Here is a 25,222-nt window from a genome sequence, read left to right as displayed (position 1 = left end):
GCTACATAGATACCGCTGATTGGATAGCGCTAAATGATGACAGTAAAACATGGCAAGTCAATGAGCCAATAGCGCTGCCAAATGATGAGGTAGAAAACTACCCATTAACGTTAAGCGAATATGGCCCAGTAAAATACATTAATAAAAAACCCTACGCACTTAGCTGGGCTGCACATAAGCCTTATGCCGTTGATATGGAATTAGTAAAACTTGAACAAGCAAATACGGTTGATGATGCATTAGCAATAGCAAGCGATGTGGGTATTCCGGTACAAAATTTAATGGTGGTAGATAGCCAAGGCAGTGCCGCATGGCAACATATTGGCGCTATACCGGCACGTAAAACACCGAGCGAGCTAAGTGTTAATGCAAGCGAATACTCACCCGACGGGCAGCAAAATGAGCATCAGCGCCCTTATGTTAAAAACCCGCAAAATGGGCGATTATGGACAGGTAATTCGCGCGTGGTGTCGGCCACTGATAATGCACGCTTTGGCAATGGCGGGNGGTACGCGCTAGGCGCACGTTCGAGCCAAATTCGTGATAGGTTATTTGAAAAACAAAGCTTTGCTGAGAGCGACTTTTACGCGCTACAGCTTGATAACCAAGCCCGCTTTTTAACGCCATGGCACACATTGCTACTTAATCAGCTTAAAAAAGACAAAGCCAAAAACGCACAGTACATAAGTGCACTTGAAAACTGGCAGCGATGCGCATGTGCAAGCTCGGTAGGTTATACCTTAGTTAAACACTACCGCAGCACAGTAATTAATACTGTATTTGCAAGCATGGAGAACAAACTTAATGAGCAAGACGCCACGCTTAAATATGTAAAACGCGATCTAGAACCAGCTATATGGCAGCTTATTAAGGATAGACCGGGCTCATGGGTAAACCCTGAGTATAAAAATTGGGACGAGCAGTTATTAGGTGCATTTAGCCAAACAGTGACAGCACTTGGGGCTGAGTATGGGGATAACTTGCAAAATTGGCAGTGGGGTAAAGTAAATGCGCTTAATATTGAGCACCCGTTTGCTAAACAAATGCCCATACTGGCTAAGCTTTTAAATATGCCTATAGCGCCAGCTTTTGGCGATAGCTACATGCCCGCCGTACAGGGCAAAAGCTTTGGTGCATCGCAGCGCTTTATTGCCCAACCAGGGCATTTAGAAAACGCCATTATGGCAGNGGGGCATCCGCTATCCGCGTTTTATCGTGCAGGCTTTAGTGATTACATAGAAGGTAAACACACGCCTTTATTGCCACAAACGCTAATACATCAAATAGTGATAGAGCCAGCACGATGAACTAAATTACAGTTAATCACGTTCTATATAATCATTAATAAATCAACAGAGAACTAAAATGAAAAAAATACTACCCGCATTAATAACAGGCTTATTACTTAGCAGTGCAACACATGCAGATGAAACCCCGGTAACGGCAGAAAAACTAAGCGACAGTGTGTATGTACTGTTTGGCCAAGGCGGTAACATTGCCGCAAGTGTAGGGGAAGATGGCATTTACATTATTGATGACCAATTTGCTAAGCTTTCAAACGACATTAAAAAAACAATTAGCGATTTAAAACCTGGTAGTGCAGAGTTTGTAATTAATACGCATCATCATGGCGACCACACTGGCGGCAACGAAAACTTTGCCAAAGCCGGTGCGCATGTCATTGCGCACGACAACGTACATAAGCGATTAGAAGAAAAACACGGTGCAAACTCAGATTACCTGCCACGCATTAGCTTTGGCCACGATTTAAAACTGCATTTTAATAACGAACACGCCCATGTAGTGCACTACGCCCATGCACATACCGACGGTGATTCGGTGATATTTTTTAATAACGATAACATAGTGCACATGGGCGATATTTACTTTAACTTTGGCAGCTTGCCGTTTGTTGATGTAGATAGCGGCGGNCAGCCGTAAATGACGTTATTAAGCAAATAGACGAGCGCACCATAGTGATACCCGGGCATGGGCCGGTAAGTGACCGTTCAGGGCTGGAAACGTATGCTAAACTTGTTAAAAAAGCCAAAGATTTAATGCTAAAAGCAATGCAAAATAACGCAAGCTTAGAGCAAGTACTAAAAGCTGATCCATTGGAAGAGCTTGGCCTTGAATACGCAGGCTGGTTGCCAAAAGAGAAAGTGACTACACTTTTTTATCGCAGCTTAAAGTAGTACGCGTAACGTAAAAAACATGATACAAAGCTGAGTGTACTTTAGCGTACATTCGGCTTTTATTTTATTATGCCCAAAGGAGTTGTGTATGTCGGCAGAAAAAACCCACCTAGAAATTTGTAACCTAACAAAAGAGCAGTATCCGCAAATTAAAACCTTGATGGATCAGGCTTATCCAGATTTAGGTGGCGCGTGGCCAAGCCATACTATTTTTAGATTGATAGATCAGTTCCCTGAAGGGCAAATAGGCATTGTAGATGATGGCGTGCTGGTGGGCTTAGCACTAAGCGTGCAAGTAGACTACGCGCGTTTTTCAAATCCTCACACTTACGAAGACATAGCCGATGGGCACGACCGTGTATTTAGTGACTCCGACGGCGATGCGCTATACGGTTTAGATGTAGCAATTAGCGAAACCCACCGAGGCATGCGCTTAGGGCGCAGATTATACGATGCCCGTAAAGAGTTGTGCCGCCAATATAACTTGCGCGCTATTTTAGCCGGTGGCCGTATTCCGCGTTATTACAATCACAGCAGTGAAATGACGCCAATGGAATACATTGAAAAGGTTGACCAAAAAGAGCTTTACGACCCAATTTTAAGTTTTCAGCTCTCTAACGACTTTCAGGTAAAACGGTTACTTAAAAAGTACCTGCCGGAGGATCAAGAGTCTGTAGGTTACGCCACCTTGCTTGAGTGGAATAACATAATGTACGAGCCAACCGACACCGTGCTCGAATCAACTAAATCGATAGTGCGTATAGGTGCGGTGCAATGGCAAATGCGCTGTGTAGAGTCGGTTGACGAAATGCTAAAGCAGGTAGAATACTTTGTAGATACGGTATCTGACTACAAAAGCGATTTTATATTATTTCCGGAATTTTTTAACGCGCCACTTATGGGTTTAGGCGATCAGAATAATCAAACCGAAGCAATCCGCTATTTAGCCGAATATACCGAAACGTTTAAAAACGCGATGTCGCGTATGGCAATAGAGTATAACGCCAATATTATTACCGGCTCTATGCCACTTGCCGAAGACGATAAAATTTATAACGTAAGTTACTTGTGCCACCGTAGCGGTAAAATAGACGAGCAGCGAAAAATACACATAACCCCGCATGAACAAAATGATTGGGTGATTCAAGGCGGCGACAAAATTGCCGTGTTTGATACCGATGCTGGGCGTGTAGGTATTCAAATTTGTTACGATGTAGAGTTTCCAGAGCTTTCGCGCATATTAGCCAAGCAGGGGCTTGATATACTCTTTGTGCCGTTTTGGACCGACACTAAAAATAGTTATTTACGGGTTCGCCATTGTGCGCAAGCGCGCGCAATCGAAAACGAATGTTATGTGGTTATTGCAGGCTCAGTGGGTAACTTACCTGAGGTAGAAAGCCTAGACGTACAGTACTCGCAATCGGCAGTATTGACCCCGTCTGACTTTTCTTTTCCGCACGATGCAACATTAAATGAAGCCACACCTAATACTGAAATGTTACTATTTAGCGACCTTGATATGGATAAGCTAAAAATTCTTCATAGCGAAGGTACGGTGCGCAATTTAAAAGATCGCCGCGAAGATTTATACGACGTAATTTTGAAAAAGAGAGATGTTTAATGGCATGGGTTTATTTAGTCATTGCCGGCTTGCTTGAAATAGGCTGGCCAATTGGTTTAAAAATTTCACAAAATCCCGACACACGCTGGCAGGGTATAGTAATGGCAATTGCATTTTTAACAGCCAGTGGTTTTATGTTGTGGCTTGCACAAAAGCAAATATCAATGGGGACGTCCTACGCCGTATGGACCGGAATAGGTGCTGCGGGTACGTTTTTAGTGGGTATATTACTTTACGGTGATGCAGCCACGTTTGGCCGTATTGCTGGTGTACTCATGATCATTTGCGGTGTGATAACGCTAAAAATTAGCTCTTAAAAAGAGCGCTTAATACTCGCTTTAAACGTTATAAGCAGCTTATAGTAGCGCAGGTTTAAAAGCCTGCGCTTTTTTATGTTCTCAATTTGGCAGCATCACCAAAATAGCGGCAATGGCTATAAGTATTAAGCCCGCGGTATCTTGCTTTTTAAGTGGCTGTTTGAGCCAAAGTACAGCAATTAGCATGGTAAAAAATACCTCTACCTGACCAAGCGTTTTAACATACGCTACGTGCTGTAAACTCATCGCGCTAAACCAGCCAATAGAGCCTACACAGCTAAAAGTACTAATTGCGGCAGTGGTGCCTTTATATTGCCAAAGTTTGCCAACAGTGTGTGGCTCTTTTAGTAATAAATAGCCAAGTAATATAAGCGTTTGTAGGCTTATTACAAACAGTAAAACCCATGCAGCTGAGTGTGGAAACAATAACCCTGAATTTAAGCTCGCTTCACGCACCCACAGTGATGTAAGGGCAAAGCTGGTACCACAGGCAAGGCCAAGTAACGCTGTTTTGCCATCAAAGTGTTTTACGCTGGTTATACCGCTAAGTAAAAGCACCGCAATAGCGCCTAAAAATACACCCAGCCAACCAAGAAGGCTGAGCGCAGAACCAAAAAACAATACCCCTAAAATAGCCGCTACTAATGCCTCACTTTTAGCAAGCCCTGCACCTATGGCGTAATTATTCATTTTAAACAGTTTTACCATTAAGCCGGTGGCGAGTATTTGCATAACACTTGCGCCAATAATAAACCCCCAAAAGGCATTATTAAACGTAGGCATGGCTGTGTCTTTATATTGATACAAGCCATACAAATATACTGCAGCAATAGGGCCGGCTAAAATAAAGCGCGAGAGGGTTACGCCAGCCACACTTGCATGTGCGCTTAATTTACTTTGTAGGGCATTTCGCCATGCTTGCATAAAGGCGGCTAAAAAAGTGAAAAAGATCCAAGTCATAGAGGTCGTCGGTAAAAAAATAAGGTCTATAAGTTAACAATCTTTAGTTATTAATGCGATGCATTAAGGGTGATAGTGAATATTCATCACCTGCGACATTATGCCGCACTGCTTTATAGGTAAACTTAGCTATAGTAAGTATGATGTTATTGTTTAGCCGCCTGCGTATGTCATAAAACGTGTTGGCGGCTTTTTTGTGTATGTGTGTTATATGTATTGGTTAAATAACTAGGTTTTAAAATAAGAGAATAAATTATGACAACATTAGTAGTATGCGCATTACTTGCTGTATTAATGCCTTATTTTGCAAAAATACCAGTGGCCATTGCAATGGCAAAGCTTGGCCAATACGACAATAAACACCCGCGCTCTCAACAAGCAAAATTAACGGGCTTTGGTGCGCGAACGCTCGCTGCTCATCAAAATTGTTTTGAATCACTTGCAGTGTTTGCCGTTGCTATTGCGGTGGTACTGGGAACTAACTCGGTAAATGCAGTAACCGAAACCTTGACGGTTACTCATATAGTTTCGCGTACTTTGTATTGCATTTTTTATTGGTTGAACTTAGATATTATCCGTTCGCTTGTATGGTTTATTGGCTTAGGCACTGCCATGGCTATGATTATAGTGAGTATTTAATTTTATTGTTAAAACCACAAAGCAAGCGGCCTAAAAGGGCGCTTGCTTTGTGCTCTTGCATCACTTATTAGCCTTAATGCGATACTTTAATTCGCTCTATTAAATCGGTATTAGCAACCTCGCTGTTTATAGCAAAATCGAGCTGTACAAGTACATCATTAAAGCCTGCCTCAGAGATTTTATACTCCCACTTTGCCAGCGCTTCTTTAGCTGATTTATCAAAAACGTCTGACGGCTTAGATTGAATGACACTAATGTTTTTTGTTCTGCCATTGGCGGNNNGAGCCGCTAATGCCTTGCTTAGCTGCTTGGGCTGGGTAGCGAGGTTCAATACGAATTATTGGTGAAATATGCTCTTCTTTAGCGCCCTCTGCTTGCGGTTGCTTTGCAATAGCGAGCGTGCTTAAAATACTTGCTGCAACTAGCAGTAAGCCACCTTTGGCAAGGCGAGAGTGATTACCACTGCCACTGTGCTTTATATTGGTAAGTCGTTGTAACATGGTTTTTTTATCTCCGTAGTGTGAATAAGCCATTAGGCCTGCGGGCGTTGCTGCCGCGCAGTTAACTAAGGCTTTGCTGTATAAAATGTGTTGGTGTGTGGTTTTATTGGCAAGTACCCGCTGATCACAAGTTAGCTCCTGCAAGCGTCTAAAGCTTGCGTAAGCCATCCAAGCGAGCGGGTTAAACCACATTAAAATAGTAGTCAGTAACAGCAGGGCATTTATTAGGTTATCTTTGCGTTTTATGTGCACAGCCTCATGCTCTAAAATAAGTGCCAAAGTGGCTTTATCAAACTGGGTTTTGTAATTACTAGGCAGTATGAGCTTACTTTGCAAAATACCTACCACCATTGGCGATGCAATATGGTTACTGGTATAGGTTTTAATGTGTGAGGTTAGAGTGTGTTCGCTATTAATTAAATAATTGAGCTGCAGGTTTTTTATAAAGCGAATATGCACAACAAACGCTATGCTAAACAGCACTAGGCTAACCACTACATAAAGCACGGCCCAATTTAGGCCTAAGTTATTAATAAGGGGCTGGTTCGGCGTTATTAAATAATGGCTAATGGCGCTGTTTTGTAGTGGCTTAATGTTACTTGGTAAGTTTGCAACCAGTAACGATACGGGGATTAGGCATACTAATTTATACACAAAGCCTGGGCCAAGCAGCCTTAAACTAAAACGCTCACATATAATAAACCCGCCAAGCATTATGCTGAGTAATAATTGCTGCTCTAGTAACCAGTTAAACAGGGTTTGAATATCCATAGCCACTCCTTACTTTTGGTTTTTTTCCCAGTCATCAATGACCTTTTTTAGCTCGTTTATATCTTGCTGCGAAAGCTGCTCTGATTTAGCAAACCCGCTTACCAGCGGCGCTATGCGGCCACTAAAAAAACGCTCAATAAAGTTTTTGCTTTCTTTTAATGTGTAGTCGGCGCGCTCCATACAAGGAGTATAAATATATTGGCGGCCGTCTTTTTCAAAGGTCAGTGCGCCTTTTTTAACTAATCGACCCAGTAGGGTTTTAATGGTTTTTTCGTGCCATTGTTTGTCATCGCTTAAGCGCTCAATTATTTGGCTGGCGGTTGCTGGGTAATTAATCCAAAGTGCATCAAGCACGTCAAATTCTGCTTTTGATAACTCAATCATTTTATTGCCTACAAATGTAATCTTTAAGTTAAGACTACACCTGTAATCTATTTTTGCAAGGTTATTTTTTAACTTTTTTGTGCGCTATTTAAACGAAGGTTAGATTTTTGAAATATCAGTTTTATTAATTTGTATGTAGTGGTTTTCAGGGAGGTTTAGTTTTGAGAGGGCGAGTTCGCTAAATTGCACTCTAAATAAATCAATTACTTTAAAGCCACAGTAATGCGCCATTTTACGTATTTGTCTGTTAAGCCCTTGCTTTAAAATAATACTAAACTGGTTGTCAGCTATTTTTGTTACTTCACACGGTAAGGTTACTTGTTTATCTACGGGGATTCCTGCGGCCATTTTTTCACAAAACGCATTATTAATAGGTTTATCTACCGTGACTAAATAATGTTTCGGCTGGTGGAAGTCAGGGTGAATAAGTTGATTACAAAAATCTCCGTCGTTGGTCAAAATAAGCAATCCGCGAGAGTCTTTATCTAATCGGCCAATGGGGTAAACCCGAGTGTGGGTAGGTAAATGGTGAATAAGACTGGCGGGGTCATTTTCATTTAATTTGCAGTCAATACCTACAGGCTTGTGATACGCAAAATAAACTAAATCGGCAGCCCCTTTTACTGCTTGGCCATTAACTATTACGTCGTCTTGCTCATTAACGTGATCAATATGATTAGCAGGGCGATTATTTACAGTCACCACACCTTCATCAATTAAACGCGATGCTTGTTTTCGTGAGCACACACCAGCGTGAGCAATATATTTAGCGAGTCGAATTTTGTTGCTCATAAGCTTAAAAAGGCAGTGATGTAATAATTTGATCGCGATTATAGCAAAGGTGCGTATCTATAAAGTTACTTTTTATTAAAAGGCGATTGTTATGGGTATGAAATTTTCTGAGTTAAAAAAGCACGAACCATTACAAAAGGTGGTCGCGCACTCCCTTGAAATGGCGCTCTATCAGGTGTCTGTCATTATAAATAACGTAGAGTATTACGTTACTGAAGAAAATGGCGCTTTTGTTAAAGCGCTCAGCCCGCTGCATATTCAAAAACGTTTTGAAAAAATAGCCTACGCCGAAATGGTACTGCGACATACTAGCGCTTACGATGAAATGTGCGGCCAACCCGAAAAAACAAGCAGCAATTTGCTAGAAGTACCTTATGGAAAAAATAACCTTTTTTAATTAAGTTTGTTTGCTAGTATCTGCTTCTTTAAGGGCGGTACATGTATCAATTAAAAGCAGATAATACCGATGCGTTAAACTCAGCGCTTCGCACTAAAATAGTTGAATTTAACGCGCAGCATTTTGATGCGCAAAGAGTGCCATTAGGCTATAAATTTGTTGATGAGCAAGGTGAGCTTATTGCAGGTATTAGTGGGTGTGTGTTTGGAAATTGGCTGATGATTAGTTGGCTTTGGTGTAGCGGTGTAGCGCGAGGTCAAGGGCTTGCAGATAAGTTACTAACGGCACTTGAACAATCAGCTGCTGAACTAGGTGCAACGACCGCACAGCTCGATACACTCGATTTTCAGGCCAAGCCTTTTTATGAAAAGCGCGGATACGTGGTTAAGTATCAGCTTAACAACTATCCGCGCTCTGGTACGCGTTACTTTATGGAAAAAACGCTTTAATTTAGCAGCTTAGTGTTATTTCTCTTTTAGTGGCTCACCATCAAAGCTCAGGCCTAAAAATGGAGTCGCTTCTGGCGCTAACATAAATGTGCGAATGTTCATGTGATCATCGCCTTTAGGGTTTTGTAGTACGTCTTCGCGGTAAAACTTACCAAAGCAATCCAATGTATTTTGCTTGCTTAAATCGTTTAATTTAGCAAACGCAAAAATTTTACATGAGCCGTTGTTCTCGCTTGCAGAGCTAAGTAAGCCGTGGTTATTAAATCCACACGCGGTAAAATCGTAATTAGCTTCTATTACCGCCATGGTATCGCTAAATTGTATGCTTTTAGGGTTGTCTGCAAGTTGCTGTAAAAAATCGTTTAATAACATGTTTGTCCTTTTCTAACAGAAGATTCAAAGAGAAAAATTAATAGTCGTTGCTTGTAAGCTCTGCACTTAAAAGCTTTCCGTCATAAATATAAAAATAACCATCCCAGTGTTGAGAAGTAAATTCTGCTGAGTCAAAGAACTCGTCGTAATCGCCTAACTTAGCAAGGCTTGCAACAGGGTCGTTGTATTTTACGCCTGATAAGTTCCACTGTGTACTTTGGTTAATATAGCCAGTTAATGCAGCGAGCTTAATTTTAGCGGTTGAAAAGGGCTCCACAAGCTTTAATTTAGAAATGTAGCCGTTGCCTTCATATATAAACTCATAACAAGGAGTAATGATTATATTGTCATGATTTTCATTAACTACTTTAAGCGTTTTACTATTTTTGTGTTTTTTTAAGTATTCATCGGCCAATATTGTGCCGTTATAGCATTGAGTGTTGCTCTTTATATGTTCAACTAATTCACCGTGCGATATACCAACAACTCTTTGCTCTGACTTGTTAATAGATACTTTATAAGATGCGGTTTCCACTTCATCAAAACTGTTTTTTAATTTATTAATTGCTGGTTGGGTTAAATCTGTATCTAAGAAAATAGCCTGATCTGTACCGGTGCTTATTTGTAATTTTTCATTTGCCAAAGAAAGCTCATTATTTATCACCATAGGTAGTAGCGTTTCATGGAACTGATAACCTATAAATACATTGTTTTTAAAGTGAAAAGCATGATTTCTTCCATATACAAGTATTGCGTTATTGTTATCGCTTAGCGATAAACTAGCAAGTCCGAGAGACGCTAATACCTGCTCATAGCTACTGCCAAATTGGAGTCCGAAAAAGTTAGTGGGGGTGATGAGGGGGTTGTTAAATTGAGTAAACTTAGGGTAATTGTTTATGTCTAAAGTGACATCAATTGCATTCCCCTCAATGGTATTTGAGAGGCTGTGCTTGTGCATTCCAGAAATAAATAGCTCGCTAGTCATAGCGACTTGTTGATTGCAGTTTTTTGAGGGGGTGAGCTTAATAAGGTAATGTAATTTCTTTTGGGCTCTGCTTATTGTAGGAGTTTCAGCAGCGTGGCTGCTATTTGTAGTAAAGCGTTCCTCTACATATAGTTGCTCATGCTGTTGATTGTACTGTTCGCTATACTTATTCAGCGCTTTTTGTCTAAGGTTTTGTCTTTTTCTTTGATGGTTATCTAAATCTCTCAGTGTAGCGCTAAGGCTTATTTCTATTTCGGGTGAAATAGCCTCACAACTTTTGTCTTTTACAAAATAATTTGTTGCCTGAGCAGTACATTGCCAAAAACAAAGTAGTGTAAATAGTAGAGTACGCATAAACTTCCTTTTATTATTTTTTGTTTATTTAGCACTCAACTCTAACTCATCTGTTTGTTGATTTATATTAAATTTATATCTAGATAAAAAGTTCATTCCTAACAAACCTTGGCCGCGGGTGTTTTCAATACTGAGCACTTCAAAACCGTAAATAGTTTGCATCCCTACTTTAAACGACTCAATTTGGTAGCGTTTTACTCTAATTTGCCCATTCGCCGTGTTTACGGTTACATCGCCTAAATACAGTGGTCTGGGTGAAAGTTGGTTAAGCACGTCACTCGAAAGAGAAGTAATACTTGCGCCGGTATCTATCATTAGCTCTGTTTGGATTGAGCTATTTAGCTCGGTGCTAATTAAGTAATGTGCGCCGTAGGGGGTAAGCGCAATAAAGTCATCTTGCGATTGAGCTTTCTCTATCATTGCGTGTAAGGCAGTTACTTCGGCTTGTAGTGGGTGATTTGATGGCATGCGCTCAATAGTTGTTAAGGCGCTAATAAAGTCCTCTAGTTGATAATAAGCATGAGCGAGTGCGTATAAAAAATGGCTATTGTCGTTTTGATAGTCGAGCCAAATTTGAGTTTGTTCAATAATTGTTTGCCAATTTTGCTGCTCACTCAAACTATGCAGTTCGTTAGTCGTTAAATTCACAAGGCGCCTATCTACAGGGCCTTGTTGGTGCTTATTTAATAATGGGTAGAGCTCAAATAGCGCAATAATTGCGTTTTGCCGTTGTCCGCTTTTTACCAGGAAATCAACGTGTAAAGTGAGTAACTCGGTATTGTAAGGGTCTTTATTTAAAAGTGCATTTAACAATGACTGGCTAAGCGGTAGGTTTGTGTTTAGCCATTGCTTTAGTTGTGCTACCCACGAAGCGTATAAAGTATGTGCTTTTTTTGGAGCACTTAGATTTAGTTGCTGATACGTATTTAGAGCATCATCAAATTTGTGTTGTGTAAATTGCTGTTGAGCTTGGCTGAGCAGGTTACTTTTTGGCGCTTTGATGCTCTTGCCGCTGTGGATTTTGTGTGTGCCAACTACAGGCTGTTTTTGTGGCCACAATAAGTAAGCGTTTAGGCCAAGTGAGCCTATTAATAGCAAGGTAATTAGCTTGGTATAATGGCTCATTGCAACCTCTTCGTTCTATTTAGGCTATTTGATAAAGTGCGCTAAGGCATGAATATTCGCAATTTCAACATCGGCAAGGCCTTTGTAGTGATAAGCCGCGCCTTGGTCGTTTAACCAAACCGATTGGCAGCCTGCATTATTAGCGCCTTGTACGTCGGTATCTAGGCTATCGCCAATATGTAAAATTTCACTTTTAGCCACGTTTAAGTGCGCGGCGGCTTTATCAAACAGTGTACCGTGGGGTTTGGCTTTACCGTGCATACCAGCTTGCAATACCAGCTCAAATTTATCGCGTAAGTTAAAGCGCTCAATTTCTACATTGCCATTGGTTATTGCAACCAGCGTAAAGTGCTGGGCTAAGTTATCTAGCAGCTTTAGTACGTCGTCAGTTACCACTATTTTACTGCGCGCATCGGCAAAAGCGTTATAGGCAGCATCGGCATGATGCTCTACCTCATGCTCATTTAAATCTAGCTTTGAAAGGGCTAAGCGAAGCGTATGTTGGCGCCATTTAGTTACATTATCAGCAAGCTCTGGTAACTGTAATACAGCCTCGTTACGGCATTTTTGCCAGTATTTTGGGCCTTGTTGTAAGTAGCTGGGTAGCGCGTTTAAATAATCTTGCTGGGCTTTAACCGCGGCTTTTATTATAGGGTGGTTGTTATACAGGGTGTCGTCTAAATCAAAGCTCATAACTGAAAAAGGGCGAGGAGCACGATTAAATCGGATCATAATTACATTCCTAATCGGTTTGTTTTTTAGCACGCGGATGAGTGTTGTCGTACACTTTTGCTAAATGCTGAAAATCTAAATGCGTATATACTTGCGTAGCCGATAAACTACTGTGCCCTAATAATTCTTGCACAGCGCGTAAATCGCCAGATGATTCTAAAATATGAGAGGCAAACGAGTGGCGAAGTTTATGCGGGTGCACTTGTGAGCTAATGCCTTGTTTTATTCCCCACTCTTGCATGCGTAAGCGAACTTGGCGAACCGAAATACGATTTTTTTTACTGCTTAAAAACACCGCCATTTCGTCAGGCTTTGCAAATTGCCCTCGTATGTTGAGCCAATTTTTTAACGCTGTGAGCGCTTTGCGACCCACGGGAATGAGGCGCTCTTTGTTACCTTTACCTTTGACTAATATTTCGCCGCTTGCAGTGTTTATATCGCGTAAGTTGGTGCCAACTAACTCGCTAATGCGCAGCCCCGATGAATACATAAGCTCCATCATAGCTTTGTCTCGTATGGCTAATGGGTCGTCGTCGTTAATCTCCAATAGACTTGCCATCTGATCTACATCGAGATTTTTAGGTAAAGGCTTAGAAAATTTAGGGCCTTTAATGCCTTGTGCCGGATTATGATAATGCGCGTGCTGAGCGATGTTTTTAGCTTTTAAAAATTTATACAAACTACGAATGCAGCTTAATTTTAAACTAATGGTGCGCCCACTTAATTGCTTTGAACGAAGCGCCATGCTGTAGCGGCGAATATGCTCGCCTTGTACGCCAAACCAGTCATCACATAATTTACTAAAATACAGGGCGGCAAAGTTTAGTTGGCTAACATACTGATTTACAGTGTGCTCTGAGTACTGTCTTTCGTACTTTAAATAGTCACTAAATAAATGAATGGGTGTACGCCAATGCTCACTTAATTGCTCAGTGTTAGGCGTCTCGTCGCTCATGCCAATTCCAACAGCCTAAGTTGCAATGCATGAACAAAATCAAGCACGAATAGGTTATCTTGTGCGGGTTCAAAATGGTTTTCATCATGGCTGCCAAAGGCCAATATAGCGACCGGTTTTTCAGCGCAACCAATAAGATAAATAGCAGAAGACTGCGTGTTTTCACAAAATAATAGCTCACGCTCTTGCTGATTAACGCGTCCTAAGTAGTGCCCAAATTGGCTAAGGCGGTGCTCAATAAGCCCATCTAAAGTGTTGTTGTATTTAACCAACCTACACTCGCTAATGTGTGGGCTGGTACAAATAATATTGCGCAAATTAGCGGCAAGCGTATTAAAGTCGTAGTTTGTCCACAGTTGGCGGTGGCATTGGCTAAACAAGCGATATACTAGCTCATTTTGCGTAGCGTGTTCGCTCATACTGTGTATTTGATTTTTTAACTGAGTATTGTGCTCGCGCAATTGGCGCTGTTGTATGTGCACAAGCGAGGTGGCACCTTGCGTTTTGTGGTGTAACTCAAGTTGTGCAAGTAGCTCTGGCTGCTCTATTAAAAAATCAGGGTGGCGCGCCAAATACTCAGCGACTTGCTCTTTTGTTAGCTCGCTCATAAGGCAACTTGACCATCAAATACATGCTCGGCTGGGCCGGTCATGCGGACAGGGTGACCTTCGCCGCTCCAACGTACTTGTAATGTGCCGCCGGGTAAATCAACTTGTACCGTGGTGTTAAGTTTGCTTTGAATGTGGCCAATTACCATTGCTGCGCAGGCACCCGTGCCACACGCTAGGGTTTCACTAACGCCGCGCTCCCACACTCTAAGTTTAATATGATCTTGTGATACCACCTGCATAAAGCCAATATTGGCACGATTTGGAAAACGTTCGTGATTTTCAAGCAGCGGACCAAGCACCTCAACTTGTGCGGTAGCTATATCGTCAACTTCTAACACGCAATGCGGATTACCCATAGACACAGCGCCACTAAATACAGTGTGCTCTTGAGCTCTTATTATATAAGTAAGTTCTCGCTTGCTGGCTTTAAGCGGGATTTTAGCAGGCTCAAAATTAGGATGGCCCATGTTTACCGTCACTTGGCCGTCTTTTTCTATATATAGCGTGAGGTTGCCCGACTTAGTCGAGACACTAATTTTGTGCTTGTTAGTTAAGCCTTTCATGCGCACAAAGCGGGCAAAACAGCGTGCGCCATTTCCGCATTGTTCTACTTCATTGCCATCGGCATTAAATATACGGTAATGGAAGTCGAGATCAGGGGAGTAAGGGGCTTCAACCATAAGTAATTGGTCAAAGCCAATACCAAAGTGGCGATCAGCCAGTTTTTTGATTTGATCGCGAGACAAAAATACATTTTGTGTAATGTTATCAATTACAACAAAGTCGTTGCCTAAGCCGTGCATTTTGGAAAAATTAACTAACATAGCGCTCTAATTCGGGTTTGCTCTGCGCTAATCATGCCACAGAGCAGCGCCTTAACAAAAACGTTTATGGTAAAATTTTCTCACCTTGATAAAGGCTCTCGATGGTTTCGCGTTGGCGAATAAGGTGGTGTTGCTCACCATCTACCATTATTTCGGCCACGCGTGGGCGAGAGTTGTAGTTTGAACTCATTGTAAAACCATAGGCACCAGCACTTCGCTGCGCCAATAAGTCGCCTTGTTTAAGGGCTAGCTCGCGGTCTTTTCCTAAAAAGTCGCCGGTTTCGCACACTGGGCCCACAATATCAAAGTTATGTGTTGGGGTGTCGTCATCGCGCACCGATACAGGAATGATTTTTTGCCATGCCTGATAAAGCGAAGGGCGAAGCATGTCGTTCATACCCGCATCGACAATGGCAAAAAATTTATCCTGGTTTTGCTTAATAAATTCAACCTGCGTTACTAAAATTCCAGCATTAGCGGCTATAGCGCGCCCTGGCTCAAAAATAAGTTCAAGGTGTTTGTAATTGGCTAAGCGCTCGGTAACCTGCGCAGCGTATTCACTTGGGTGAGGTGGCTGTTCATCATTGTAAGGAACGCCTAAGCCGCCGCCAATATCTAAATGAGTAAGCTCAATACCATTTGCTTTAAGCTCATCTATTAATGCCATTAGCTTATCAAGCGCTTCTAAAAAAGGTTTAACCTCAGTTAATTGCGAGCCTATGTGGCAATCTACACCTGTTACTTTTAGACCAGGTAAAGACGCCGCATGCTGATAAACGCTCACAGCCGTTTGAATATCGATACCAAATTTGTTTTCTTTTAAACCGGTAGAAATATACGGGTGAGTTTTGGCATCTATATCAGGGTTTACACGAATAGAAATAGGGGCTTCTAAATTTAACTCGCACGCTACCTCAGAAATACGCTCAAGCTCTGAGGCCGACTCAACGTTAAAACATTTAATACCTAACTTTAGTGCATAAGCAATTTCGTCGGCGGTTTTAGCCACACCTGAAAACACCACTTTACTGGCATCACCGCCAGCTTTTATTACACGCGCCAGCTCACCTTTAGACACTATGTCAAACCCTGAGCCTAAACGCGCTAATATATTTAATACTGCAATATTAGAATTGGCTTTAACTGCGTAGCACACCAAACTTTTATGATTTTTAGTGGCATTTGCAAAGGCTAAATAATGGCGCTCAAAAGTAGCACGCGAGTACACATAACACGGCGTACCATAGTGCTGAGCAATTGTGGCAATGCTGACATCTTCGGCAAATAATTGATTGTTTTGATAGTTAAAATAATCCATTTATTGCTCCTGCACTTGCTCTGTGTTGGTTTTTTTTACGGGCGTTGGCTGTGCCGTATTAGGGGGCGTGTTTTGCTCAGCCTGTTGCTCTGGTAAATACAAAGGCCCGCTTTGGCCGCAGCCAGCTAATGCACTTAGCAGTAAAGTACTTATATATAGTCGTTTTAATTGTAAGGTATGTGTCGCTTTCATTAGATTAATACGGTTGCTGGCTTTATAATCGCAGAGTAACAGAATATCTAAAAAATGCAGCTATTCGCGGATGATTTTATTCCTGTTACACTAGCTGTATATAAACCGTACCCAATATTAGGCAGCTCGCCTGCAAAGGAAAATTACAATGACTGAACACGAATATCACCAATTAGCCGAAGCTCTTATGTTCACAATTGAAGAGCAAGTTGATGATTGCGAAGCAGATTTAGACTACGAATCGGCAGAGGGTATTTTAGAAATAATTTTCCCTGATAAAAGTAAAATTGTAATTAACAAACAAGCGCCTTTGCATCAAGTGTGGGTTGCGACTAAATTTAATGGCCACCATTTTGAAATGCGTGACGGCCAGTGGATTGATAACCGCTCGGGCGCAGAGTTTTGGGAGTTTATGAACCAAGCGTCTACTCGCCAAGCTGGCCAAGAAATTAAGTGGCAATCAAGCTTATGAGTTTAGAGTTTGCACAATACCCAGCGCAAGGTGAGCACAAAGCCACTGTTATTTGGCTACATGGTTTAGGCGACTCGGGCGATGGCTTTGCTCCGGTTGCACCGCAACTTAACTTACCCAGTGAGCTTGGTATACGATTTATTTTTCCGCATGCGCCTATTCAACCGGTCACCATAAATGGTGGCATGGAAATGCGCTCGTGGTACGACATTAAATCTATAGAATTAGACAAACGTGCCGATGAACAAGGCGTGAGAGATTCAGCCGAAAAAGTGCAAACCCTGATCAATCAAGAAATTGAAAATGGTATACCTGCCAATAAAATTATTTTGGCGGGCTTTTCGCAAGGGGGCGTGGTGTCTCTACATTTAGCGCCGCGATTTGAGCACAAACTTGCAGGTGTTATGGCGCTGTCTACTTATATGTGCGTGCCTGAAAAGCTAGCGCAAGAAGCAAAGCATACTGATTTAAATGTATTTATGGCTCATGGTAGCCAAGATAATGTAGTACCGCATAGCGCGGGTAGAAGTGCGTTTGAAGTATTAACAGCACATAACATGGATGTAAGCTGGCAAGAATACCCTATGGCTCATCAGGTTTGCGCAGAAGAACTGCAAGCTATTCGCCAATGGTTAATTGCCCGTTTAAGCTAATTTGGAGCCGCTGAGGTCAATATGAGTCAAAAAATAGTTATTAAAGCAAATGTAAAACGCGAACCACAAAATAGTGTACCTAATGTAAGCTACGAGTGGCATTGGCGTCGTATTGCGAGTGTTTCTATGTTGGTAGCAATGACCTCGGCAGCGATTGTGTATGGCTTAACTAGCTCGGTAAATGCCGAGCAGGGCGAGCAACCTAATGAGCAATCGCCGTATTCACATTTAAGCGACAACACAGCAGATAATGTTGAGCCCACGGTGAGTGTAAATGACGAGCAAACGCGCCCAAATGAGCTTACAAATGATATAGCAGATGTTGCGCCAGCGGTGCTTGAAGATGAAAGCGTTAATAATACTTCGTTAGCGCAAAGCAATAATGAGCAAACGAATAGAGAGCCAATTGCTAACGTCCAAAGCAATCAAGTTTCTGTTATTGAGCAATCAGATACCGAACTCGCTGAGCCTATTGCTAATCAGCCGCTTACTAGCACGCAGTTAAGCGCATCACCCAATGAACAGTTCCCAGATATTGAAAACGACGACGGTTCGCTAACTAGCAGTGAAGGTTTTTCATCTAATGCGCACATTGCCAGTGTTGCGTTAGGTGCACAAATTGATACAGGTAAAATTAGCCGTGCAGTGCTTACTCGCAAAGTAAGTAAGCGCGAGCCCACTAATGTATTTGCTGCAGATATTCGCTTAAATCAGTTTGAAGAGGCGCTTTCGTTTTTTAGTGAGCTTAAAAACCTACAAGGCCAACAAGTAAAGCATGTATGGTCTTATGAGGGTGAAACCATGGCTGAGATTTCGCTTAATGTTACTTCGCCGCGCTACAGAACGTACTCAACCAAAAATATTATGAATACACAAACAGGCCATTGGCGTGTAGATGTTGTTGATGAGCAAGGTAATTTAATTGCTCAAAAAGAATTTAGAATTTTAGCTAATTAAGCTTGGCTATTAGCTGTAACTATTTGGATACCCCTATGACAGAAAAAACAAAGTTAGTACGCATTGCAACCCGTAAAAGTGCTTTAGCGCTTTGGCAGGCTGAATTTGTAAAAGCACAGCTTGAGCATTTTCATGCTGATGTGCGCGTAGAATTAGTCCCTATGTCTACTCAAGGGGATATTATTTTAGATACACCGCTTGCTAAAATTGGTGGTAAAGGCTTGTTTGTTAAAGAGCTTGAGCAAGCAATGTTAGATGGCCGCGCGGATATAGCAGTGCATTCAATGAAAGATGTACCCGTAGAATTTCCAGAAGGCTTAGCACTGCACACAATTTGTGAGCGTGAAGACCCGCGCGACGCGTTTGTATCAAATAACTTTGCCAATTTAAGCGAATTACCACAAGGCGCTGTAGTAGGCACTTCTAGCCTTCGTCGTCAGTGCCAAATTAGAGCTTTGCGCCCTGATTTAGTCATTAAAGACTTACGTGGTAATGTTAATACCCGTTTAGCTAAGCTAGATGATGGCCAGTATGATGCGATTATTTTAGCCGCAGCCGGACTGCTACGTTTAAAAATGGACGAGCGTATTGCTGATTATATTGAGCCTGAGGTATCTCTACCTGCTAACGGCCAAGGTGCTGTCGGCATTGAATGTCGTATTGACGATGAAGTAACAAAAGCCTTACTGGCCCCGCTTGAGCATACCCAAACACGTATTCGTGTAAATGCAGAGCGTGCTATGAATCGTCATTTAGAAGGTGGCTGCCAAGTACCAATTGGTGCCTACGCATTAGTTGATGGCGAGCAAGTGCATTTACGTGGCCTCGTGGGCGCGGTAGATGGTAGTGAAATTTTACATGACGAAGTAACCGGTCATATAAATGATGCCGAAGCTATCGGTGTGCAGCTTGCTAAAAAGTTATTAGCGCAAGGCGCCGACAAAATATTAGCAGAAGTATATAGAGACGCATAAATGACACATATCCTGATAACTCGGCCCGAAGGAAAAGGCGCAGCCCTTGCTCAGCAACTTGAGCAAGGGGGTTATCAGGCGTCATTATTTCCTGTTTTAAAAATATCCTACCTTACTCCTTCTACTACCGAGCTAAGCCCGTTAATTAATGCCGATAAAATTATTTTTATCTCTCAAGATGCCGTTACTGCCCTTGCGCAATTAAAGCCAACAATAAATACCAAAGCGCAATTTTACGCAGTAGGGCTGCAAACTGCAGATACTATTTATGCGTTATTAGGCGTGCGAGCAGCAGTGCCTAAGCTACATGATTCTGAAGGGTTATTGGCGCTAAACTCGTTAGCTGAGGTTGATGGTAGCAATATTGTATTAGTAAAAGGCCAAGCGGGGCGCCCTGATATTGCCAAAACCTTAAAGGCGCGTGGGGCATTTTTAAATAACTGTGTGGTATACAAGCGCGAGCCAATAAGCGCTGAAAAAACCAACTGGACAGACCACTGGCAAAGCCTGAAAGTACAAGGTATAGTCATAACCAGTAATGCAGCAGTTGATGCAATATTTAATAACCTGACTGAACAACAGTTACAGTGGTTACAACAGTGCCGATTTTATGTTGCTAGCGAGCGTATAGCCGCTTATTTACAACAGCAACAGGTAAGCTCGGCTAATATACACATTGCCGCAGGGGCAAGCGATACCGCTATGTTTTCCTGCATAAAACAGCAAGGTAGCAAGATGAGCGAACAGTCAAAGCCAGTAACGGCAGATAACACACCAACCACTAAGGCAGCGGCTNTTCTGCACAAAAAAAAGAGGCAGCTAAAGCACACAGTAAACCACATAACGATAAGCAAAAAATAAGTAAATTAGCGGTATTAGCGCTGATCATTTCGCTTATTGTTGCCTGTGGTGTAGGGTATGAGTTTTACCAAAAACTCAATGCAGGTAAAGCCCAAAATGTAGCTGTTAATGAACTAAAAGAAGAAAACGCGTTATTGTCACAAGAGTTACAGGCGCTCAAGTCTGCGCAATCTAATCTTCAGCAAGCATTGTTCAATAGTGAGCAAAAAGTGGCTGCTGCGCTTAATGAAAGTGCAGAGAACAACCAGCAACAATTAAAAGCAGCATTGCAACAAGCTCAACAGCAAGGCGCTTCACTAAACCCGCAAGAAGTAACCAGCTTACAACGTATGGCTGAGTTTAAACTGTGGGCTGAAAAAGATTACCAAGGTGCTAGCGCTGTACTTAAACGCTTAGATGCCTTATTGAGTGAACACCCAGGTACTGTTGCAGTTCGCCAAGCAATAACACAAGATATTCAAACATTAGATAGCTTAAAACCTATCCCAACAGAAGCCATTTACTTAAAACTTAATAGCGTGTTATCAAACATAGATAACCTTGCATTTAATGCCGTTAACATACCGCAAGAAGCAGCAGAAATTGAAAAAAATGCCTTGAGTGAAGATGTAAGCGATTGGCAGCAAAACCTAAGTAATAGCTGGAATAAGCTAGTTGATAGCTTTATTACTATTCGTCAGCACGAAGGGGTTGCTATAGAGCCACTGCTAACCGATCAGGAGCGCCACTTAATTAATCAACGTATTAAATTAAATGTGACGCAAGCTCAAGATGCATTAATGAGCAAACAAGCGAGCATTTATTTTAGTGCCATAAGTGAGGCAAAGCGTCTTGTTAATGAGTACTTTAAACAAGATGACGAGGCGACAAAAGTTGTTATAAATGCACTAACTAGCCTAGAAAAAGAGCCATTAAACTTTAACCCTGAAGTAAACCTACAAAGTACGCAGCAGGTTAAGGAGTGGGCGCAATGATAGGGCTTATAGTATTAATTGTTGCGATTGTTTTAGTATTAGCGATTACGCCATTTGTACTGGATGAAAAAGGCTATGTGCTGATCTCGTTTAACAACACCACGATTGAAGGCACGATTGTATCGTTTTGTATTATGGCGGTAATTAGTGCAACCATTTTGTTTTTAACTTACAAATTAGTGCGCTATTTATTCTCGATTTATCATAATACTAAACATGGTTTTTTTGCGCGTAGCGAAGAGCGAAAGCAAGCAGCTATAGAGCAAGCTTTATGGAGTGCAATAAACGATGATTACGAGCTTGTAGAGCAAACGTTATCAGGTAATAGTGTACCCAGTAAGTTTGAAGATATACGCTTAGCGCTATTAGCAAAAGCAGCGCTTGCTAATAACCAAACTGACAAAGCTCTAGAGCGTTTATTTGAAATTAGCCCAGAGCAGCAACTTAACGTTGCTAAACTTTGGATAGCCAGTGGCGATAGTAGCGCAATAGAATCACAAATGCGTGCTAACAGCGATTCAAAAAAAGCGACACCACTTGAGCTTAAGCTATACGCCGAAATACTTGTACAGCAACAGCACTTTAGTGCACTTGAAGACTTTTTACCGCGTTTACTTCGCAAAAAAGTCCTCAACGATGCGCAGTGGACGCAGCTGTTTAATGCCTATTTTAATGCACAAGCTAGCGATAAAATAACTGAAAAATATAAACAACTTCCTAAAAAGCTACAAGCTCATGCTAATACAGCTTACTTAATGCAAATGGCTAAAGTGGGCCAGTTAAGTGCGATTGAAAGTGACTTAATTAAAATGGTGAAGCACGACGAGCAACATGCTCAGCTGGCTAATATATTAAGTAACGCCACCTCGGCAGAGGCTGTAAAGCTTCAAAGTAGTATTCAAGAGCGCCTGAAAAAAGATGATGCAAACAACGCATTATTACTCTCGCTTGCGTGTTTAGCTAATGCTCAAGGCGATTATGAGTTAGCCGCAAAGGTTTTTGATAAAGCCTTGAATATCGAAAACAAAAAGCAATTTGCTCAGCAAGCAGCGCTTAGCTATAAAAATACCGCACAAGCCGATAAAGCACTCGTTTTGTATCAATAAAGGCTACACTTATACTTTTGCAGCTTTGATATTCGGGAGCATTGGGTTGAAACACTTTTTCATTGTCACTGTAAGTTTAGCGTGCGCTTACTTTTTTACCGGATATTTTAGTAATTTACTATTAGCGATAGATGGCTACGCAGTGGCTGTGTGGCCGCCTTCGGGAATTGCGCTTGCTGGCTTTTTAATTTGGGGCAGAAAGAGCTTACTAGGTATTGTTTTAGGGGCTTTTTTTACTAACCTCATTCATTTAGAAAGCGCCTCAGCGATATTTCAGTTAAGTGTATTTATGCATGCTGCGGCTGTTACCTTTGCTGCTACTTTACAAGCATGGGTAGGTAGCCAATTGGTCACGAAAGTGATTAAAGCACCACTCGACTTATCTTCTTTAAAGCACTGTATTCAAAGCCTCGTTGTTGCCGGCCCATTGTGCTGTGTTATAGCTGCAGGTGTAGGCACCAGCTTATTAATTTTTAATGGCGTTATTGTGTCTCAAGCCGGTTGGGATACGTTTATAGCGTGGTGGATAGGCGACAGTATTGGGGTGCTTGTTTTTACTCCGCTTATGCTGGCGGCATTTAATTATTCACAGGTAAATTATCGCCTCCAAGTTATACTGCCCTCACTGTTAATTTATATGGTTATAAGTATTAGCTTTTATGGCGCGGCCAGTGTAAAAAAAGAAAAAAACATTCAAAAAGAAGAGCTGAAAATATTAGCCACTCAAGATGCTATCAACAATAAAATTAACGAAATAACAGCACACCTCGCCTTACTGGCGACCTTTTTTTCTAGTAGTGACGATGTGAGCTTTACTGAATTTAAGCAGTTTACTTCTAAGCAGCTTAGTTACAGCGAAGAAATTTTAGCATTTGAGTGGGTGCCCTACTTACCAAGTGAAAACTTAGCTCAGTATATAGAGGCTAATAACAACACCGAGCTGGCTAAATATAGCTTAAAAGAAAGAGCAAAAGATGGCAGTTGGCAAGCCGCACCCCCACGAGATTTTTACTACCCCGTACAATACGCACATCCTTTGTCGGGAAATGAAGATGTAATTGGCTTTGATCTTGCCTCAAATGAGGTAAGGCGATCTGCACTAATAAAAGCAAAAGTGTTAAATGAGTTGGTGATCAGTGAGCCAATAAATTTAGTACAAAACGAAGCTGAGCGCGGCGTGTTGTTTTTTCATCCGGTGTTTGGCAACAATATTACCGAAGACGATTTTAAAGGTTTTGTGGTAGCTGTTGTTAGTTTAGAAAGACTATCAAACGCGGTGTTATTTGATCAAAACAACGGCGTTGCAGTGAGCTTTACAGACACCACAACAGAGAATAATGCACAGCCTATTTTTATTGCCGATCATCAGCAACTATTGCCGTTAAAAGACTATAAGTTATTGGTAGGTAAGCGGGTGTGGCAGGNCTGGCTTGCACAAATAGCCGGCATGTTATTTGTTTGGTTGCTTATTACCTTTTTAATATCGGTAACGGGTACCAATATTCGTATACGTGAGCAGGTAGCAAAACAAACAAAAATTTTACGCTTAGAAAAGCAAAAGGCCGATGAAGCCAATGAAATAAAAAGCCAGTTTTTAGCAAATATGAGCCACGAAGTTCGCACACCTATTAATGGTATTAAAGGGCTGCATTATTTAGCCCTACAGCAAAACGATTGGCAGCAAGCTCGCAGCTATATTGAACAAGCGGATGGGGCTCTGGGCGTATTGCTAAGAGTATTAAATGATGTGCTCGATTTTTCTAAAATGGAAGCAGGCAAACTTGATTTAATTCAAGAGCCAATTGATGTAGGCACACTCAGTGAAGAAGTGGCCAATTTACTGCAGTTTGATATAGAAGCAAAGTCGCTAGAATTTATGCTTGATTACGATAAATCAAGTAACTTGGTTATCAACACCGACCCAATTCGCTTAAAACAAGTTTTACTAAACCTAATCAATAATGCCATTAAGTTTACGGCCAAAGGCAGCATCACGCTTAAAGTGTGGCAATCAAAAAAAATGACTTACTTTAGCGTTAACGATACCGGTATTGGTATTAGTAAAGAGGCGCAAAAACAGCTCTTTAAACCGTTTGCACAAGCAGATAGTTCTACCTCGCGTCAATATGGCGGCACGGGCTTAGGTTTAAGTATATGCAAAAAGCTTGTAGAGTTGATGGGTGGAGAAATTGATTTAATAAGCCACGAAGGGCACGGTTCTACGTTTACTTTTAGCCTGCCAATTTATTCGCCGCTACCAAAGGCTGAGCAAATAAAGCAACAATATGATGAGATAGATGTTAGTACGCTTTCTTTTGCAGATTATAAATTATTGCTTGTTGAAGATAACCCATTAAATCAGCACGTCGCGAGCGCTATTTTAAAAACCAAAGGGTGCGTTGCTGATATTGCTAATGATGGTTTTGAGGCGATTGAAAAGCTGACAGAGCATACCTACGACATTGTGCTTATGGATATACAAATGCCAAAAATGGATGGCCTTGAAGCCACGCGAGTTATTCGTAATGAACTTGGTTTGTTTGACCTACCTATTATTGGCTTATCTGCTAATGCCCACGATGACGATGTTAAAAAAGCAGTTGCCAGCGGTATGGATAATTATATTACTAAACCCATTGAAGCAAATACCTTATTCAAAACACTCTGGCATCACTTAGCTCATCAAAATAAGTGAACAAAAACCTAATTTTGTTCACTTTTAGAGTAAAAAG

24 protein-coding genes and 3 pseudogenes are annotated in these 25,222 nt (G+C 41.6%); 14 read left to right on the top strand and 13 right to left on the bottom strand.

Features of this window, described 5'->3' with window-relative positions:
- From L650_RS0116240 to L650_RS0116225, 4 genes and pseudogenes are all read left to right on the top strand, one after another.
- The coding region (locus L650_RS0116240; RefSeq protein ID WP_029773760.1) for a penicillin acylase family protein at positions 1 to 1,307 on the top strand (1,307 nt) is incomplete at its 5' end.
- Positions 1,308 to 1,365: 58 nt separating this feature from the next.
- Positions 1,366 to 2,195 (top strand): annotated as a pseudogene (locus tag L650_RS0116235) (MBL fold metallo-hydrolase).
- Positions 2,196 to 2,283: 88 nt separating this feature from the next.
- A complete protein-coding gene (locus tag L650_RS0116230; RefSeq protein ID WP_029773759.1) occupies positions 2,284 to 3,816 on the top strand; it encodes a bifunctional GNAT family N-acetyltransferase/carbon-nitrogen hydrolase family protein in 1,533 nt (510 codons plus the stop codon).
- Entirely contained in the window at positions 3,816 to 4,133 is a 318-nt protein-coding gene (locus L650_RS0116225) for a DMT family transporter (RefSeq protein WP_004588993.1), read from the top strand. Before L650_RS0116230 ends, L650_RS0116225 begins: the two co-directional genes overlap by 1 nt.
- Positions 4,134 to 4,214: 81 nt before the next feature.
- Here the strand turns inward: L650_RS0116225 and L650_RS0116220 are convergent, their stop codons facing one another.
- Positions 4,215 to 5,093 (bottom strand): DMT family transporter, encoded by an 879-nt coding sequence (locus tag L650_RS0116220; protein ID WP_029773758.1) that lies wholly within the window; start codon positions 5,091 to 5,093, stop codon positions 4,215 to 4,217.
- A gap of 255 nt (positions 5,094 to 5,348) precedes the next feature.
- Here L650_RS0116220 and L650_RS0116215 point away from each other — a divergent pair, with 255 nt between their 5' ends.
- Positions 5,349 to 5,732 carry an MAPEG family protein gene (locus L650_RS0116215; protein ID WP_029773757.1) on the top strand — a complete coding sequence of 128 codons (384 nt, stop codon included), beginning with the start codon at positions 5,349 to 5,351 and terminating at the stop codon, positions 5,730 to 5,732.
- A 73-nt stretch (positions 5,733 to 5,805) separates the two neighbouring features.
- On the opposite strand, the pseudogene L650_RS0116205 reads toward L650_RS0116215, so the two are convergent.
- From L650_RS0116205 to L650_RS0116195, 3 genes and pseudogenes are all read right to left on the bottom strand, one after another.
- Positions 5,806 to 7,003: pseudogene (locus tag L650_RS0116205) on the bottom strand (TonB family protein).
- Between the two features lie 9 nt (positions 7,004 to 7,012).
- A complete protein-coding gene (locus L650_RS0116200) occupies positions 7,013 to 7,387 on the bottom strand; it encodes a BlaI/MecI/CopY family transcriptional regulator (RefSeq protein WP_004588989.1) in 375 nt (124 codons plus the stop codon).
- A 99-nt stretch (positions 7,388 to 7,486) separates the two neighbouring features.
- Positions 7,487 to 8,179: a pseudouridine synthase gene (locus tag L650_RS0116195; protein ID WP_029773756.1), complete on the bottom strand. Its 693-nt coding sequence runs from the start codon at positions 8,177 to 8,179 to the stop codon at positions 7,487 to 7,489.
- A 91-nt stretch (positions 8,180 to 8,270) separates the two neighbouring features.
- Between L650_RS0116195 and L650_RS0116190 the strand changes: the two genes are divergently transcribed.
- The gene (locus tag L650_RS0116190; RefSeq protein WP_029773755.1) at positions 8,271 to 8,576 is read left to right on the top strand and encodes a DUF6482 family protein; all 306 of its coding nucleotides are present in this window, start codon (positions 8,271 to 8,273) and stop codon (positions 8,574 to 8,576) included.
- Between the two features lie 41 nt (positions 8,577 to 8,617).
- Positions 8,618 to 9,025, top strand: coding sequence for a GNAT family N-acetyltransferase (locus tag L650_RS0116185; protein ID WP_029773754.1), 408 nt, complete (start codon positions 8,618 to 8,620; stop codon positions 9,023 to 9,025).
- 15 nt (positions 9,026 to 9,040) lie between these two features.
- On the opposite strand, the gene L650_RS0116180 is transcribed toward L650_RS0116185, so the two are convergent.
- The 9 genes from L650_RS0116180 to lptM all read right to left on the bottom strand — a co-directional run bounded on the left by L650_RS0116180 (position 9,041) and on the right by lptM (position 16,493).
- Positions 9,041 to 9,397 carry a HopJ type III effector protein gene (locus tag L650_RS0116180; RefSeq protein WP_029773753.1) on the bottom strand — a complete coding sequence of 119 codons (357 nt, stop codon included), beginning with the start codon at positions 9,395 to 9,397 and terminating at the stop codon, positions 9,041 to 9,043.
- 37 nt (positions 9,398 to 9,434) lie between these two features.
- Positions 9,435 to 10,736: a hypothetical protein gene (locus tag L650_RS0116175; protein WP_029773752.1), complete on the bottom strand. Its 1,302-nt coding sequence runs from the start codon at positions 10,734 to 10,736 to the stop codon at positions 9,435 to 9,437.
- A 24-nt stretch (positions 10,737 to 10,760) separates the two neighbouring features.
- Entirely contained in the window at positions 10,761 to 11,861 is a 1,101-nt protein-coding gene (locus L650_RS0116170) for a retroviral-like aspartic protease family protein (RefSeq protein ID WP_029773751.1), read from the bottom strand.
- 24 nt (positions 11,862 to 11,885) lie between these two features.
- Positions 11,886 to 12,593, bottom strand: a complete 708-nt coding sequence (locus L650_RS0116165; RefSeq protein ID WP_029773750.1) for an HAD-IA family hydrolase — start codon at positions 12,591 to 12,593, stop codon at positions 11,886 to 11,888.
- Between the two features lie 10 nt (positions 12,594 to 12,603).
- Positions 12,604 to 13,548, bottom strand: coding sequence for a tyrosine recombinase XerC (locus L650_RS0116160; protein ID WP_029773749.1), 945 nt, complete (start codon positions 13,546 to 13,548; stop codon positions 12,604 to 12,606).
- Positions 13,545 to 14,156 (bottom strand): DUF484 family protein, encoded by a 612-nt coding sequence (locus L650_RS0116155; protein WP_024032071.1) that lies wholly within the window; start codon positions 14,154 to 14,156, stop codon positions 13,545 to 13,547. The genes L650_RS0116160 and L650_RS0116155 overlap by 4 nt, the downstream gene beginning before the upstream one ends.
- A complete protein-coding gene (gene dapF / locus L650_RS0116150; protein ID WP_004588980.1) occupies positions 14,153 to 14,983 on the bottom strand; it encodes a diaminopimelate epimerase in 831 nt (276 codons plus the stop codon). The genes L650_RS0116155 and dapF overlap by 4 nt, the downstream gene beginning before the upstream one ends.
- Before the next feature lie 64 nt (positions 14,984 to 15,047).
- On the bottom strand, positions 15,048 to 16,301 hold the full coding sequence (gene lysA / locus L650_RS0116145) for a diaminopimelate decarboxylase (protein ID WP_029773748.1): 1,254 nt from the start codon (positions 16,299 to 16,301) through the stop codon (positions 15,048 to 15,050).
- Complete coding sequence (lptM, locus tag L650_RS0116140) at positions 16,302 to 16,493, bottom strand: LPS translocon maturation chaperone LptM (protein WP_004588978.1); 192 nt, start codon at positions 16,491 to 16,493, stop codon at positions 16,302 to 16,304.
- A gap of 148 nt (positions 16,494 to 16,641) precedes the next feature.
- Between lptM and cyaY the strand changes: the two genes are divergently transcribed.
- The 7 genes and pseudogenes from cyaY (at position 16,642) to L650_RS0116105 (ending at position 25,185) form a co-directional block, all read left to right on the top strand.
- Positions 16,642 to 16,965: an iron donor protein CyaY gene (gene cyaY / locus L650_RS0116135; RefSeq protein ID WP_004588977.1), complete on the top strand. Its 324-nt coding sequence runs from the start codon at positions 16,642 to 16,644 to the stop codon at positions 16,963 to 16,965.
- On the top strand, positions 16,962 to 17,618 hold the full coding sequence (locus L650_RS0116130) for an alpha/beta hydrolase (protein ID WP_029773747.1): 657 nt from the start codon (positions 16,962 to 16,964) through the stop codon (positions 17,616 to 17,618). Before cyaY ends, L650_RS0116130 begins: the two co-directional genes overlap by 4 nt.
- A 21-nt stretch (positions 17,619 to 17,639) precedes the next feature.
- Positions 17,640 to 18,575 (top strand): DUF2914 domain-containing protein, encoded by a 936-nt coding sequence (locus tag L650_RS0116125; RefSeq protein ID WP_029773746.1) that lies wholly within the window; start codon positions 17,640 to 17,642, stop codon positions 18,573 to 18,575.
- A gap of 35 nt (positions 18,576 to 18,610) precedes the next feature.
- Positions 18,611 to 19,549 carry a hydroxymethylbilane synthase gene (gene hemC, locus L650_RS0116120; RefSeq protein WP_029773745.1) on the top strand — a complete coding sequence of 313 codons (939 nt, stop codon included), beginning with the start codon at positions 18,611 to 18,613 and terminating at the stop codon, positions 19,547 to 19,549.
- Positions 19,550 to 21,384: pseudogene (locus L650_RS0116115) on the top strand (uroporphyrinogen-III C-methyltransferase).
- Positions 21,381 to 22,490 carry a heme biosynthesis HemY N-terminal domain-containing protein gene (locus tag L650_RS0116110; protein ID WP_029773744.1) on the top strand — a complete coding sequence of 370 codons (1,110 nt, stop codon included), beginning with the start codon at positions 21,381 to 21,383 and terminating at the stop codon, positions 22,488 to 22,490. Before L650_RS0116115 ends, L650_RS0116110 begins: the two are co-directional and overlap by 4 nt.
- Positions 22,491 to 22,536: 46 nt before the next feature.
- The gene (locus L650_RS0116105) at positions 22,537 to 25,185 is read left to right on the top strand and encodes a CHASE domain-containing protein (protein WP_029773743.1); all 2,649 of its coding nucleotides are present in this window, start codon (positions 22,537 to 22,539) and stop codon (positions 25,183 to 25,185) included.
- Positions 25,186 to 25,222: the final 37 nt, after the last annotated feature.

Origin of the sequence: Pseudoalteromonas sp. TB51 (genome assembly GCF_000498055.1) — a bacterium.
Lineage (GTDB): Bacteria > Pseudomonadota > Gammaproteobacteria > Enterobacterales > Alteromonadaceae > Pseudoalteromonas > Pseudoalteromonas atlantica.
This window is presented reverse-complemented; position numbering and strand designations above follow the sequence as displayed.